Origin of the sequence: Mycobacteroides sp. LB1 (genome assembly GCF_013449725.1) — a bacterium.
Classification (GTDB): domain Bacteria; phylum Actinomycetota; class Actinomycetes; order Mycobacteriales; family Mycobacteriaceae; genus Mycobacterium.
The window spans coordinates 164,728-178,035 of sequence record NZ_JACCFF010000003.1 but is presented as its reverse complement, the minus strand read 5'-3'; the positions used below and the strand labels follow the sequence as shown (position 1 = coordinate 178,035).

At 64.2% G+C, this 13,308-nt stretch carries 13 protein-coding genes, 2 tRNA genes and 1 pseudogene; 7 read left to right on the top strand and 9 right to left on the bottom strand.

What is annotated here, in order from left to right; all coding sequences use genetic code 11:
- Window positions 1-36: 36 nt before the first annotated feature.
- From MLB1_RS14480 to MLB1_RS14465, 4 genes are all read right to left on the bottom strand, one after another.
- On the bottom strand, window positions 37-549 hold the full coding sequence (locus MLB1_RS14480) for a hypothetical protein (protein ID WP_180750539.1): 513 nt from the start codon (window positions 547-549) through the stop codon (window positions 37-39).
- Window positions 546-2,417, bottom strand: coding sequence for an alpha/beta hydrolase (locus MLB1_RS14475; RefSeq protein WP_180750538.1), 1,872 nt, complete (start codon window positions 2,415-2,417; stop codon window positions 546-548). Before MLB1_RS14475 ends, MLB1_RS14480 begins: the two co-directional genes overlap by 4 nt.
- Window positions 2,417-2,710 carry a hypothetical protein gene (locus MLB1_RS14470; RefSeq protein WP_180750537.1) on the bottom strand — a complete coding sequence of 98 codons (294 nt, stop codon included), beginning with the start codon at window positions 2,708-2,710 and terminating at the stop codon, window positions 2,417-2,419. Before MLB1_RS14470 ends, MLB1_RS14475 begins: the two co-directional genes overlap by 1 nt.
- A gap of 69 nt (window positions 2,711-2,779) precedes the next feature.
- The gene (locus MLB1_RS14465; RefSeq protein WP_180750536.1) at window positions 2,780-4,381 is read right to left on the bottom strand and encodes a GMC family oxidoreductase N-terminal domain-containing protein; all 1,602 of its coding nucleotides are present in this window, start codon (window positions 4,379-4,381) and stop codon (window positions 2,780-2,782) included.
- A gap of 149 nt (window positions 4,382-4,530) precedes the next feature.
- Here MLB1_RS14465 and MLB1_RS14460 point away from each other — a divergent pair, with 149 nt between their 5' ends.
- Window positions 4,531-4,917 carry a hypothetical protein gene (locus tag MLB1_RS14460; RefSeq protein ID WP_180750535.1) on the top strand — a complete coding sequence of 129 codons (387 nt, stop codon included), beginning with the start codon at window positions 4,531-4,533 and terminating at the stop codon, window positions 4,915-4,917.
- A gap of 15 nt (window positions 4,918-4,932) precedes the next feature.
- Here MLB1_RS14460 and MLB1_RS14455 read toward each other — a convergent pair whose 3' ends face one another.
- Window positions 4,933-5,166: a hypothetical protein gene (locus MLB1_RS14455; RefSeq protein WP_180750534.1), complete on the bottom strand. Its 234-nt coding sequence runs from the start codon at window positions 5,164-5,166 to the stop codon at window positions 4,933-4,935.
- 113 nt (window positions 5,167-5,279) lie between these two features.
- On the opposite strand from MLB1_RS14455, the gene MLB1_RS14450 reads away from it, so the two are divergent.
- Entirely contained in the window at window positions 5,280-5,873 is a 594-nt protein-coding gene (locus MLB1_RS14450) for a TetR family transcriptional regulator (RefSeq protein ID WP_180750533.1), read from the top strand.
- Window positions 5,870-6,338 (top strand): annotated as a pseudogene (locus tag MLB1_RS14445) (GNAT family N-acetyltransferase). The gene MLB1_RS14450 and the pseudogene MLB1_RS14445 overlap by 4 nt, the downstream one beginning before the upstream one ends.
- Here MLB1_RS14445 and MLB1_RS14440 read toward each other — a convergent pair.
- The 3 genes from MLB1_RS14440 to MLB1_RS14430 all read right to left on the bottom strand — a co-directional run bounded on the left by MLB1_RS14440 (window position 6,335) and on the right by MLB1_RS14430 (window position 6,997).
- Window positions 6,335-6,763, bottom strand: coding sequence for an SRPBCC domain-containing protein (locus tag MLB1_RS14440; protein ID WP_180750532.1), 429 nt, complete (start codon window positions 6,761-6,763; stop codon window positions 6,335-6,337). The pseudogene MLB1_RS14445 and the gene MLB1_RS14440 sit on opposite strands and share 4 nt — an antisense overlap.
- A gap of 21 nt (window positions 6,764-6,784) precedes the next feature.
- Window positions 6,785-6,860 (bottom strand) — tRNA-Arg (locus tag MLB1_RS14435).
- A gap of 48 nt (window positions 6,861-6,908) precedes the next feature.
- Window positions 6,909-6,997, bottom strand: a tRNA-Ser gene (locus MLB1_RS14430).
- A gap of 134 nt (window positions 6,998-7,131) precedes the next feature.
- Here MLB1_RS14430 and hisC point away from each other — a divergent pair.
- Entirely contained in the window at window positions 7,132-8,175 is a 1,044-nt protein-coding gene (gene hisC, locus MLB1_RS14425; protein WP_180750531.1) for a histidinol-phosphate transaminase, read from the top strand.
- On the opposite strand, the gene MLB1_RS14420 is transcribed toward hisC, so the two are convergent.
- On the bottom strand, window positions 8,172-9,443 hold the full coding sequence (locus MLB1_RS14420) for a thioester domain-containing protein (RefSeq protein WP_180750530.1): 1,272 nt from the start codon (window positions 9,441-9,443) through the stop codon (window positions 8,172-8,174). The genes hisC and MLB1_RS14420 overlap by 4 nt on opposite strands.
- A gap of 439 nt (window positions 9,444-9,882) precedes the next feature.
- On the opposite strand from MLB1_RS14420, the gene MLB1_RS14415 reads away from it, so the two are divergent.
- From MLB1_RS14415 to MLB1_RS14405, 3 genes are all read left to right on the top strand, one after another.
- Window positions 9,883-10,806, top strand: coding sequence for a family 2A encapsulin nanocompartment shell protein (locus tag MLB1_RS14415; RefSeq protein WP_180750529.1), 924 nt, complete (start codon window positions 9,883-9,885; stop codon window positions 10,804-10,806).
- Entirely contained in the window at window positions 10,793-12,670 is a 1,878-nt protein-coding gene (locus MLB1_RS14410; RefSeq protein ID WP_180750528.1) for a family 2A encapsulin nanocompartment cargo protein cysteine desulfurase, read from the top strand. The genes MLB1_RS14415 and MLB1_RS14410 overlap by 14 nt, the downstream gene beginning before the upstream one ends.
- A gap of 111 nt (window positions 12,671-12,781) precedes the next feature.
- Window positions 12,782-13,297 (top strand): OsmC family protein, encoded by a 516-nt coding sequence (locus MLB1_RS14405; RefSeq protein WP_180750527.1) that lies wholly within the window; start codon window positions 12,782-12,784, stop codon window positions 13,295-13,297.
- The last annotated feature ends 11 nt before the right edge of the window (window positions 13,298-13,308 follow it).

Below are 13,308 nucleotides of genomic sequence, written 5' to 3'. Positions count from 1 at the left end.
AATGCCCGTCAAAATGCGAGACCTGATGGTCTAGCGCTAACCGTCGTTCGCGCAGGGGGACATCGCGGTGACCTCGAAGAGATCCCGTCCACCAGCGGTGGTGTAGGCCCGCGCGCCGACTACGTATCCACGCGCGTCGTGGTACGTCTTGGTGTTCGCCGGTTCCGGGTCCGGTCGCGCCCAGACCTGACGATCAAACCCCTGTGCTGCAAGCGAATCCAACCGACCCAAGGCCGCGGCGATGAGCTCCTGTGGCGGATTGTCCACCCACCACTGCCTGCGCACCTTCCACGGCGGTCCCTCGCTCATCAGTGATTCCTTGTTTGTCTGGCAACCGACCTTCTCAGCACGGTCAGGGCTCGGGTCCGCTTCCTGTCCGGAAACGAGGGAAACATAACCGGCGGTGATGCGTGCGGCTTCGGTGACCGTCAGCGTGATGGGTTGCATCGTGTCCTCACTTGTCATTTCCGTCGTGCGTGTGCCCGGGCCCGCACACGCGGTTCCGACCGCCAAAGTCAGCAGCGCCACAACCGTTGCCAGAGACCTCATTTCACCTGAACCCTTTGACCACGCTCTGGGTGATCTGTCACCCTCGGGTTATCCCATGGATGCTGGCGCCGGTCGACGGTGCCCTGGTCGTCCCACGGGAGCTCGGGCACCTTTGGTCCGGCCGCTGCTCGCCCCTGATCCCATGCCTCTGCCCTGAAGTTTCCGTCGTCGCCAACGTTCACGTCGACGTAGTTCGTTTTGATGCCCCGTTCCACATAGGCCGTCGCCTCGCCGCCGCCGATGACCGCCGCGATGTTGTGGAAAGCGTCTGAATTGGGGTCATCCCAATAGCTTCCGTGCCCATCGGGTCCGACGATTACTTGGTTCGGGTGCTTGCCGAACTCCCCGTAGTAGCCGGTATCCAGCCGAGTCACGCCGGGAATCCTGTCCGGATCCGTCGCCGAGGGCAGACCACCCAGCGGATTGCCGATTCGGCCCTCGACATTGTGCGGAATACCCGGAATGTCATCCACGCCGGGGATATCCGAAATCCGCATATCTCGCGGCAGTGACTGCACGAGGGCGATCGGGTCACCGGGCGCCGTCATCGAATAGCGCTGCACATTCGGGTTCGGATCTGTGTATCCACCCGGCAGGATTCCAGTGCCCGCCGAGGACGCATGCAGGATGCGGTCGGCACGCAAACCCATCTGCTCGGCGGTCCCCACAATGGCTCCCCCGTATGAATGACCCACATAGGTGACCGGTGTCCCCGGGGCATTCTGGCCCACAGCGCGGTCCACCTCGTGGCCGAAGTCGACCAGCTTGGGTGCCATCGCCGCCGCATACGAGGGATCGGCCGCCTTGTCGAGCCCCTGCGGGAAATCGCCACCCAGGTATAGGAAGATCGGCGATCCGCTCTCCTTCGCCAGCTTGACCGCCGACTCATGGTTCGAGCCGCTCCCGTTCAGGTTGGTATTGGTACCGGGAACGATCACGCCGACACCTCTGACCCCCGGCTTGATGTCGCCGATCATCTCGATCATGCGGCCGTTGCCCTCCGCGGAGAACTTGACGTACTTCCGGTCCACGAGGTAATCGCTGGGACCGGCATCGGCGGGCCTCGTCACCAGGGGGTCTTCCATCGGTTTGAGCATGTTGTTCAGCTGATCCACCCGCGCCTGATCAGGTGGCTGCTTCTGCAACTCGTCATTGAGCGCGTTGCGGATATTGATCTCGTTCGCCGCGATACTGGTATCGAACGGAATTCCGTCGCTGTTGCCCATCACCTCTGGGTTGGCAATCACCATGGCGTGCACAGTCTCCGGACTCAGCGTCGACATGAAGGCCGCACGTTCATCGGCATTCATCCGCGACACTCGGTCAACGAGCGCGTCGGGATCGACCTTCTCCCCCGTCGGCAACGTCACATCCTGCTGTCCGTCGCGCATACTCTCCAGGTCGTTGACGGCCTCTCGTAGTCGCCTGCCGTACATCTCGTCCAGACGAGCGAGCTCGTCGAGCCCCGATTGAATCCTGCGCTGGTGATCGGCGGCGGCCTGCGCCTTCTCGGCGTCCGGATGACTGACCTCGCCGGTGTCGGTGACCGTGAAACCTTCCGCGACGGCGGCGTCCACGTCCTGAAGCGTGTACTCCTTGGCGTGCTTGAGCGTTCGTCCCGCATCCTCGGCGTCATCGGACAGCCGGTTCAGAACATTCCGGACCTCACGACCGTGATCCAGCTCCTGGTCGACCTTGGCCTTCGCCGCGTCGTGGGTCTTGCCGTACCAGCCCGATGCGTCGTTGAACACACGGTCACAGGAGTCCAGCGACCTGTCCAGCGTCCGCGCGTTATCACGTGCCGTCTCACCCGCCTTGGTGAGCGCATCCAGGTTCCAGCCACGCAGCTGGCTGATCGTCGGACGCATCAGCGCGGCTTCAACGCATCGAAGGACACGGCGCTCTTCTCATCCTGCGCCGTCACGTTTGCGGCGAAGGTGTTGATGAGTCCCGACATATCCGAGAACCTGCGGGCAATCGACGACATCGCCTTGATTCCCGGCGACTGGACATCTCTGATCGCGGCTAACACTTCACTTCCGGCGCCTGAGGCGTCCTCGAATGACGACCACGACACGTCGTTGATGTGCAACGTCTCGCCCAGCCATGTCTTGGAGATGGCCGCAAGCTCCTCGGTCCGGACACCGAACTCGTCAGTCATAAGTCCCCTCCGCTAACTCCCACCACTAGCGAGTCTATCCGGCACCATGCGTCACGACGAGTACGTGTGTCAGCCCTGTGGAGACAGCACCAGATCGGCGGCCTTCTCACCGAGCAACACCGACGGCGCGTGGGTATGGCCGCGAATGAGACTCGGTATCACCGAGGCATCGACCACTCGCAGTCCCTGTACACCGCGAACGGTGAGGTTCGGTGTCACCACGCTGGCCTCATCTGTCCCCATTCGGCAGGTCCCGACGGGGTGATACAGGGTGTGTGAGTTGTTCTCCAGCGCGGCGACGAGTGTCTCCTCCAGATCGTCGCTGGGATTCCTCGGTCGCAGAATCCTGCCCAGCACCGCCCGCATCGATGGCGTCTCGGCAATGCGCGCGGTGGTACGCAGCCCGAACATCATGGCGGCGCGGTCCTGCCCGGCCGGGTCGCTCAGGTAACGCGGATCGATGCGCGGCTTGGCCAACGGGTCGGGCGAGGTGAGGGTGATCTCGCCACTGCTTTCCGGCTTGAGCAGGATGGGTCCCATCACGATGGCGTGCTCGACGGCCTCCCCCAGGCCCTCATCGAAGAACGGCGCGGGCGCGAAGATCAACTCCAGATCGGGTAGCGCGAGATCGGCACGGCTACGGATAAACCCGTACGCCTCACCGACATTCGAGGTGAGCATGCCGCGATGGCGCAGGAAGTAGTTGGCGAGCTGCAGCGGTTTCTCCGCGCTGTACAGCGAGTCGGCCTCGACCTCATAACCCACCGGGCAGCACAGATGATCCAGCAGATTTTGGCCGACCTGCGGGGCATCGTGCACGAGCGGGATCCCCAGTTCAGCAAGCCGCTTGGCGTCTCCGATCCCCGAAAGCATCAGCAGCTGAGGAGAGTTAATGGCGCCGCCGCTCAGAATCACCTCACGTCGGGCGTGCACGGTATGTGTGATGCCGTCGCGCACATACTCGACACCCACCGCCCGCGTTCCGTCGAACAACACCCGGCGCACCTGGGCGTCGGTGACCACGTTCAGGTTCCGACGTCGCAGGCCGGGTTTGAGGTAACCGTCCGCGGTACTCCACCGACGACCGCCGTTCTGACACACCATGGTTTCCGAGAACCCCTTGGGTTCAGGAGTATTGGCCCGCTCGACATCAAATCCGGCTTCTTTGACAGCCTCCAGCCACGCCGCGGTGCTGGAGCGGGGGCTGCGCTGTTTAGAGATCTTTAGCGCACCGTCGGTGCCCTCGTCGCTTTCGGTGGCACCCTCCACCGCCTCGATACGCTTGAAATAAGGGGCGATATTCGCAAATGACCATTGGTCGCCGGCAACAGCGGCCCAGTCGTCATAGTCGGCCGCGAACCCACGGACCCACATCATGGCGTTGATGGACGACGAACCGCCCAGCGTTTTCCCTCGCGGCCAATAGATTTGGCGGTTGTCCAGCTGAGGTTGCGGCTCGGTCAGGTAGTCCCAGTCGACATCGCTACGGAACAACTTCGAGAATGCGGCGGGAATGTGGATTCCCATGTCCTTGTCCTTGGGACCCGCTTCCAGGACCAGTACCTGGTCGTTGGTCCGTTCGGAGAGCCGAGCCGCGAGTGGAGCACCCGACGATCCCGCGCCCACGATGACGTAGTCAGCCGCGATGTCAGTAGAAGGAACCTCAACCATGGTGGCGACGCTAGCGGACTTGACATCATGTGGGGAAGGTTCTGGTACGGGACGTCCCAGGTATGAAGTCTGGGCGCGATCATGTCCCCACCTCGCCCGGAGGAACGAGCAACGATCGCGAACTCCCCGGAGCTGCAACACTGGTCGCCATGGCAGCTGCCGGCGGGGCGGGATCGAAACTTCCATCTGACAGCTGGGGTGTGCACTTCGGCTTGTACGCCCTCGTGGTTGGGCTGCTGCTCACCGCGGCGGCGGCCGTCAGCTTCATGTGGTTCTTCGCGGCGACCATGGCGAGCGACGGTTGTCACGGGAACGACGCGGACTACATCTGCTCCGCCGAAGGCCAGCACTGGGCGATCGCGCTCCCCGTCATCGCGTTCGTCGCCTCGTCGGTGACCGCGCTGATACCGATCGGCTGGGTGACGGCGTTCTCACGGCGGCCCGCATGGGTCTGGATCGGCGTTCCATTCACCATCGGCACATATGTTGCGGCACCGTACATCGCGAATTGGGGTCGCCTGCACGGAATCTGGTGAACCCGGTGGTGCTACTCACGGTGCGGGTGGGTACACCCGATAGCAGTTCGTCCCGCCGATGCCGAGCACATACACGGTGTCACATCGGTTGAAGCTGCCATCGGGCGCGAAATCGGACTCACAAATGCCGCCGCCATTGCCCCACACCACGACGTTGCCGCACGGGGCCGCGGCGGCGGGGCCGGCCAACGTGATGCTCCCGGCCGCCAAGGCGGCGGCAATGCCCAGGGCTGCCAGTAGTTTCCGCATGTCAGTGCCTCTTCTTCACACTCCCGGCCTCAGGGTGGCGACCGGATCTACCGGCTAAACGTTTCCACAAATGGAAAAGTTTCCTAGTTTGGAATGTTTGTTAGCATGACCACATGCCACCGACCCACGGCCTGCGTGAACAGAAGAAGTCCGAAACCAAACTGGCGTTGAGTCGCGCCGCCCTCGAGCTGGCGCTGGAACGCGGGGACCTGGCGGCGGTCACCGTCGATGACATCGCCAACGCGGTGCGCGTCACATCACGCACCTTTCGTAACTACTTCACCAGCAAGGAAGACGCCGTCTTGTTCTCGTTGCGGGATATCGAGGACAACGCAGTCGGGGTGCTACGTCAGCGCCCCACCGAGGAGCACGTGGTGGATTCTTTGGAGGCGGTGATGCTGGACCTGGCGACCTCCGAGGCCTTCAGTACCGCCGTCGCGGTCACCCGGCTGTCTGCGCAGAATCCGGGCTTGGCCGCACACGACGCAGCCCGATCCGACGATGTGGGCACTCTGGTGCTTGCCGAGGTCAGTCGGCGCACCGGCCTAGATCCTGACGTCGACCTGTATCCGCGGTTGGTCTGCAACGCGGCCTACGCGGTCCTCGGGACGGTCATCCAGCTGGCGGTATCCGATGCCAAGCTACCGAGAGATCCCGGAGAGCTTGTCGCCCAAGGTTTCCAGCAGCTGCGTGACGGACTGATATGACGCTGAAAGCCGACCGGATCGACGCAGGTGACGTGGTGCTCCGCAAGGCGCATGACGCCGACCGCGGCGGGTTCGTCGAGAACTCCGGCCGCCACGGCGACACCGGGGGCCTTCGTTGTGGCCGATAAGACCGACGATCGGTTCACCGGAACCATCACACTCGGTCGCAGACGTTCGGACCTCCCCGGCCACGTTCTTCCGGACGGAGACGAACTGGAGTTGTCCTACGTGTTCCGCCGCGATTCATGGGGAAAGGGCTGGGCCTACCGGGCAGCGTTCGCGCTACTCGGCGCCGCTGCCGCGGAGCTCGCCGACCAGCCCGTGATCGTGGTGACCCAGAGTGCCAACACACGGTCTCTGAGCCTGCTGCGGCGGTTGGGATTCGAAGCTATAACAACCTTCATCCAGTTCGACGCCCACCAGACATTGGCGACGGCGCCACTGCTTCGCTTTGAGAAGGCTTAGGGACGGGCGCGGTCCAGCAGCTCGGCCACGCCGTGCAGCTCCCATTCCTGGATGTCCTTGACGGCGCGCAACAGCAGCCGCTCATCGCGGTCGCGCATGCTCACACCGACATTGGCGACGTTCAGCAGCGTGCCCCCCTCATGTTCGCGGAACGTCGTGTGCCGCTCCCATTCGGCAGGTGAGCCCGGCTGCGCCAGCGCCACCAGACTCGTCCTCAACCTTTCACCGCGCAGGGCGTCCAGAATTTCCACCTCGAACGCTCCGGTGAAGCGGGTACCCACGATGGGGACCGTCTCGAGATCAAAGCGGGCGCCCACGACAACTTCGATCGGACGTTCGGGAGCCTCCCACCAACTCGTGGGATCGAGTACCGCGTCCCATACGCGATGGGGCGGATGGGGAATGTAGCGCTGCACTCGAGTCATAGCGCACCCCCTGCGAATGTGTGGTGCGCCCGAAGGGATTCGAACCCCTAACCTCTTGATCCGTAGTCAAGTGCTCTATCCGTTGAGCTACGGGCGCTTACTATTCAATTGTTGTAGGTCAACAGGTTTGGCCTGCAGACCGACGCGGAGGCGAGAGGATTTGAACCTCCGGTCCCCCGTAAAGGGGACAACTCATTAGCAGTGAGTCCCATTCGGCCGCTCTGGCACGCCTCCTGAACTTCCCGAGGGTACCGGAACCCATAAAATGGATCCCGAACCGCCGAGGGCACAGAGTACAGGCCCGCGCGGCCGGAAGGCAAAGCCGTGGGTCGTCATCCAGCCCTACATGCACCGATACTCTGATGACCGTGCCTGCGCGACTTCGCCCCGAGCTGACCGACCTGCCGGCCTACACCCCGGGCCGCAGTGTCCCCGGCGCCATCAAGCTCGCCAGTAACGAGACCGTCCACGAGCCACTGCCGAGCGTCCGCGCCGCCATCGCCGAGGCCACCTCGCTGATCAACCGGTACCCCGACAACGGGTACGCCGAGCTGCGCTCTCACCTGGCCAAACACGTGGACATGCCACCCGAACACATCGCCGTGGGATGCGGATCCGTGAGCCTGTGCCAGCAGCTGGTCCAGGTCACGGCGACGGTCGGCGACGAGGTGCTGTTCGGCTGGCGATCCTTTGAGACCTACCCGCTGGTGGTGCGGGTCGCCGGGGCGACCCCGGTGCAGGTGCCGCTGATCGACTACACCTACGACCTCGACGCCATGGCCGCCGCGGTCACCGACGCCACCCGACTGATCTTCGTGTGCAACCCGAATAATCCGACCGGCACCGTGGTGCCGCCAGCCGATCTACGGCGGTTCGTGGAGACCGTACCGTCGCACATCCTCATCGCGATCGACGAGGCTTATATCGAGTACGTGCGCGAGGATCTTAGCGATAGCCTCGCGCTGGTCCGCGAGCACTCCAATGTGGTTGTGTTGCGCACCTTCTCGAAGGCATACGGCCTCGCAGGCCTGCGCGTGGGCTACGCGATCGGCGATCCCGACGTGATTACCACGCTCGGCAAGGTGTACGTGCCGTTCAGCGCGTCCAGCCTCGCTCAGGCCGCGGCCGTGGCCTCACTCGGCGCCGCCGAGGAACTCCTCGCCCGCACGAATAACGTTGTCGCCGAGCGCACCCGGGTGACCGGCGCGCTACGAGAAGCAGGGTACGAGGTGCCGCCCTCACAGGCGAACTTCGTGTGGCTACCACTGGGCGAACGTTCCACGGAATTCGCACAGGCCTCAGCTGAAGCCCGAATCATCTTGCGCCCCTTCGGAACTGATGGCGTACGGGTCACAATTGGGGCACCGCAGGAGAACGACGCCTTCCTTGAGTTCGCGCGCGCCTGGCGCTAACTCACCCGCGAAAGTTCCGCGGCTTCGGCCCACTCGACGGTGAACTCGACAACTTCTTGTGCATCCGGGAGCACCAAAGCCAGTGGAGTCAAAGGACCTTGGGCCACCCCAGTGAGCACACGAGCCGCCGCGGTGGGATCGGACACGGAGACCGTCACCGCCGCGATGCACTCCGCAGGACGCACATAGAAACGCGTACCCGGGTTCACCGAACCCGCTAGCTCAGCGCCGGAGATGTCCATCGCCTTTGCACCCTCGGACAACGAAAGAATAACCGGGCGTGCTGAATCAACCACGAAAGGCCCCATCAGACCCGCAGCCATCACTGCCTGCGAATCATCGATCGCGACAGAATGCTCCACCTGGCCGGCGGCGATCGACGACCGCTCCAGCAAGTACCGGTACAGCTGCACGACACGGTCGGCATTGCGATGGTTGCGTGCATCGTGCAACCAGAAGTCGACGCCCTCGACCTCAGCAGTACCGCCCTGGACGTACAGACGATAGAAGCGGTACCCCAGATCCGATGCACCATGGCGGGTTTCGGCAACGGTCGCGCCCACACCCAACGCCTTCACGTATCGGGTCTCGCCCGCCGTGAAACTCAACTCCGACGAGGACACCTCGCGCCACACCGCACCGTTGACCGATGCATGCAGCCGAACACTGGCCGGCCCTTGCGCCGCACCGGTACGCACCACAAAACCACCCAGCTGCGGACGCTCATCGAACTCGAACTCGATGAAGGAGGGGGATTTTCGCGTGGCCGTGGGCACATTGCGCGCGGCGGTATCGAGCTCCACCCCATTGGTGAGGAACCAGATGGCCGCCTGAGTGCCGGCGATGGCCTCGTGGTCCTTGATATTGGCCTCACCCAAATAGCCCGCCGCACGCAACCGGCGGCTCAGCTGCGCCGTCGACAGCGCAGGGAAAGAGTTGGCCAGAATCCACGCGACCTGTGTCTCGCGGGTTCGGGCCCTGAGGTTGGCCACCGACAGCCAGTCCGCCACCTGGTAGCCCGATGGCAGGTTCGGGGCAATACCCGCGATATCTAGCGAGTACGCCGCGATGCTGGGGTTGAGGCGAATTAAATCTGTGCGAGCAGAAGTTCCGTCAGTGAACACAACCTCGTCCACAGTCGAGGAATAGGTGCCGCCGCGGTACCTCGTCAGACGCTGCGGGAGCGCCTTCGTGTTATGACCGCGGCGCCTGCCAGTGATGCGGGCAGACGGCCATTCGACGAGTGATAGCAAAGAATGAGTGGTCATGGGTTGGTTGATCCTTATGCCGGTGTATTGCAGCCCAGAAGCTCGGCATCGTCGAATGACGGTGAGCTGGGATGCCAGGGGCGGGGTTAGGGGATCAACAACAACAGCAACACACGGCGGCGCTGCGCGCCCCGGTGATCTCGGCACGCAGCCCGCTGGTCGCCGAGAGGCGGCGAGACTCTGCGAGATGCTGCATGCAACAAGTCTACGTGCGCCCTCCCGCGCCGACACTCCGTCTTGCGGTGAGCACGTGCGATACGAACCCGCCGCGATGCGGCGTGTCGACATCGGAGGCGCGCCGGGCAGACCGGGCCGGGGCGCCACGCCGTCTGCGCGGCGGAGTTTGGCGCACGGGTGTTAGTTACCTGATGCGCCGCGGTGATCGCGATTAGGCTTCCACTCGTCCGGTCTTGTTCCCATTTCCGAGGAGGAATCTGCTGTGCCCGCTGCCAAGAATGAATCTCAGGCTCTCGGTGACCTTGCCGCACGGCAGCTAGCCAACGCCACCAAGACCGTCCCCCAGCTGTCGACGATCACCCCGCGGTGGCTGCTGCATCTGCTGAACTGGGTTCCCGTCGAAGCGGGCATCTACCGGGTGAACCGGGTGATCAACCCCGATAAGGTCGCCATCCACAGCGAGGAGCAGGGCGAGGGCGAGGCCCCGCTGCCGCAGACCTACGTCGATTACGAGACCAACCCGCGCGAATACACGCTGCGGACCATCTCGACCCTGCTCGATATCAACACCCGGGTTTCCGACCTGTACTCCAGCCCGCATGACCAGATCGCCCAGCAGCTGCGCCTGACCATCGAGTCCATCAAGGAACGTCAGGAAAGCGAGCTCATCAACAACGCCGAGTACGGCCTGCTCGCCCAGGCGACGCCGGAGCAGACCATCAAGACCCTCGGTGGCCCGCCCGCCCCGGACGACTTGGATGCCCTGATCACCAAGGTGTGGAAGACCCCCGGGTTCTTCCTGACTCACCCGCTGGGTGTGGCGGCGTTCGGCCGCGAGGCCACCCGCCGTGGCGTGCCGCCGGTGGTCGTGAGCCTGTTCGGCGCACAGTTCATCACCTGGCGCGGTATCCCGATCATCCCGTCGGACAAGGTTCCGGTGAAGGACGGCAAGACCAAGTTCCTGCTGGTGCGCACCGGCGAGGAGCGTCAGGGCGTCGTCGGCCTGTTCCAGCCCGGACTCGTGGGCGAGCAGGCACCGGGCCTGTCGGTGCGGTTCACCGGAATCAACCGGTCGGCCATCGCCTCGTACCTCGTCACCCTGTATTCGTCGCTGGCTGTGCTGACCGATGACGCACTGGCCGTTCTCGACGACGTGCAGGTGGACAAGTTCCATGTCTACAAGTGATGCGATTCCAGTAGCGGACAGCCCGCCGGGTTTCCCGTCCGCGGCGGAGCTGTCGGCGTTGGCCACCCAGTTGTTCTGGGAGGCAACGCCTACCGGCGCTCCGGGTATCGACACCCCGGGGCCTGCGGTTCCTGTGGGGCCACGCGGGACAGTTCCCGACGGAACGGCCGGCACGTCGGTGGCGGCAACCGCCGCGGCACTGGCGAGTCCCTACGCACCCGTACCTGTCCAGGACGCGGTTTCCTCGGCTGCGGTGGCTCCCCCGATCGCGTCGTTCAGTCCGGTGGCAACACTGCCGGATAGCGTCCCCGGCACCGCACCGGTCGCACCGCGCGGCGGGGGCGGGGATCTGACCTCCGGGACATCGGCCGCACATGCCGCAGCGACGTACCCGGCTGCAGGCGTGGTGGATCCGTTCGGCATTCCCGCTGGTTTAGTGCCGACGATTCCGGGAGTACTCGCCACACCGGCCGTGGCAGCGGCACCTTCGGTTCCACGAGTGGCGCCGCACTCGGAGGGGCTCGCGGTTCCCGACCTCGGTTGGGGTGCTCCGGCGGCTCCTACAGGTGGGAACGAGGCGGACTACTACTTCCTGGGCGGAGCACCGGCAGCGGCACCCATCCATGAGGATGCGCGGGCCTTCGATGTCGCCTCGATCCGGAGGGACTTCCCGATCCTGTCCGAGACGGTCAACGGTAAGCCGTTGATCTGGTTCGACAACGCCGCCACCACGCAGAAACCGCAGTCGGTGATCGATCGGCTGGTGCACTTCTATCAGCACGAGAACTCGAATATCCACCGTGCCGCACACGAATTGGCAGCACGGGCCACCGACGCCTACGAGGACGCACGCGGTGCGGTCCGCAAGTTCCTGGGCGCCGAGGCCGACGAGAACATCATCTTCGTGCGCGGTGCCACCGAAGCCATCAACCTGGTGGCACATGCCTGGGGCGGTAAGAATCTCGGGCACGGGGATGAGATCGTCATCACCCACTTGGAGCACCACGCCAATATCGTTCCGTGGCAACTGATCGCGAAGAAGACGGGCGCCGTCATCAAGGTGGCCCCGGTCGACGATGCCGGCAACCTGCTGCTTTCCGAGCTGGAGGACCTGGTCGGTCCGCGCACCAAACTGGTTGCGGCCACCCAGGTTTCCAACGCATTGGGGACCGTGACGCCCGCCAAGCAGATCGTCGATATCGCGCATCGCTATGGTGCGCGGGTACTCATCGACGGCGCACAGTCGGTGCCGCATCTGACGGTGAATCTGCAGGAGCTCGGTGCCGATTTCTTCGTCTTCTCGGGCCATAAGATCTACGGACCCACCGGAATCGGTGTGCTGTACGGCAGCGAGGACGCCCTGGCGGAGACGCCGCCGTGGCAGGGTGGCGGCAACATGATCGCCGACGTGACATTGGAGCGCGCGGTGTTCCAGGGTCCGCCCAACAAGTTCGAGGCGGGTACCGGAAACATCGCCGACGCCGTCGGGCTGGGCGAGGCGCTGCGATACGTGGAGCGCATCGGCATCGACCGGATCGCCGAGTACGAGCACGCGCTACTGGAGTACGCCACTCCGTTGTTGGCGGCGATTCCCGGTGTGAGGCTGGTCGGTACCGCCGACCACAAGGCATCGGTGCTGTCGTTCGTGCTCGACGGGCACGATCCTGTGGACGTCGGCACGGCGCTTAATGCCGACGGTATCGCGGTGCGGGCCGGGCATCACTGCGCACAGCCGATCCTGCGACGCCTCGGGCTGGAACAGACCGTGCGGCCGTCGTTCGCCTTCTACAACACCTTCGACGAGATCGACGTCTTCATCGACGCGGTGCGCAGGCTGGCGGAAAGCGGAGGGCCTAAGGCCTAGCGAAGCGGGCTGCCGCATCAGCCGCCCGCAGAATCCGGTCTTGTCACCGGTTGGATTCACCGCGGGCGCAACCGTCCAGCCGCGGAGGCGATGCGACTAGCGTTATCGCGCATGACTGCTTCGACAACGTCCCTCAACGCGATCACCGCTGCGACCCGGTCGGCAGTCGCCGACAAGCCGGCCGCAGCGACGGTGGTGTTCAAGGCGTCCGCCCAACCGGAGGGCACGGTCGGCAGTGAAATCACCCTCGGTAAGTACAGCGTCCATGTCGACGAGCCACCGAGCCTTGGCGGGCAGAACACGGCGCCCAACCCCGTTGAGTTCTATCTGGCGTCGCTGTTGTCCTGCCAGGTGGTGACCTACCGCTTCTGGGCGGAAAGGCTAGGCATTCAGGTTGATTCGCTCAGCGCGAGCGCCGAGGGTGACCTCGATGTGCGGGGCTTCTTCGGCCTAGACGACGGCATCCGGCCCGGTTTCCAGCAGATCCGCGTCACCGTCACGGTCTCCGGACCGGACAGCGACGAGCGGTACCGCGAACTTCAGGAAGCCGTGGACGCGCACTGCCCGGTGTTGGATCTGACCACCGGCACCACCCCAGTGCACACTCAGCTGATCATTTCGGCATAGCTCACAGCTAA

Coding starts and splice junctions, on each gene's coding strand:
- MLB1_RS14480 (WP_180750539.1), bottom strand. CDS start 549: ATGAGGTCTCTGGCAACGGTTGTGGCGCTGCTGACTTTGGCGGTCGGA.
- MLB1_RS14475 (WP_180750538.1), bottom strand. CDS start 2,417: ATGCGTCCGACGATCAGCCAGCTGCGTGGCTGGAACCTGGATGCGCTC.
- MLB1_RS14470 (WP_180750537.1), bottom strand. CDS start 2,710: ATGACTGACGAGTTCGGTGTCCGGACCGAGGAGCTTGCGGCCATCTCC.
- MLB1_RS14465 (WP_180750536.1), bottom strand. CDS start 4,381: ATGGTTGAGGTTCCTTCTACTGACATCGCGGCTGACTACGTCATCGTG.
- MLB1_RS14460 (WP_180750535.1), top strand. CDS start 4,531: ATGGCAGCTGCCGGCGGGGCGGGATCGAAACTTCCATCTGACAGCTGG.
- MLB1_RS14455 (WP_180750534.1), bottom strand. CDS start 5,166: ATGCGGAAACTACTGGCAGCCCTGGGCATTGCCGCCGCCTTGGCGGCC.
- MLB1_RS14450 (WP_180750533.1), top strand. CDS start 5,280: ATGCCACCGACCCACGGCCTGCGTGAACAGAAGAAGTCCGAAACCAAA.
- MLB1_RS14440 (WP_180750532.1), bottom strand. CDS start 6,763: ATGACTCGAGTGCAGCGCTACATTCCCCATCCGCCCCATCGCGTATGG.
- MLB1_RS14420 (WP_180750530.1), bottom strand. CDS start 9,443: ATGACCACTCATTCTTTGCTATCACTCGTCGAATGGCCGTCTGCCCGC.
- MLB1_RS14410 (WP_180750528.1), top strand. CDS start 10,793: ATGTCTACAAGTGATGCGATTCCAGTAGCGGACAGCCCGCCGGGTTTC.
- MLB1_RS14405 (WP_180750527.1), top strand. CDS start 12,782: ATGACTGCTTCGACAACGTCCCTCAACGCGATCACCGCTGCGACCCGG.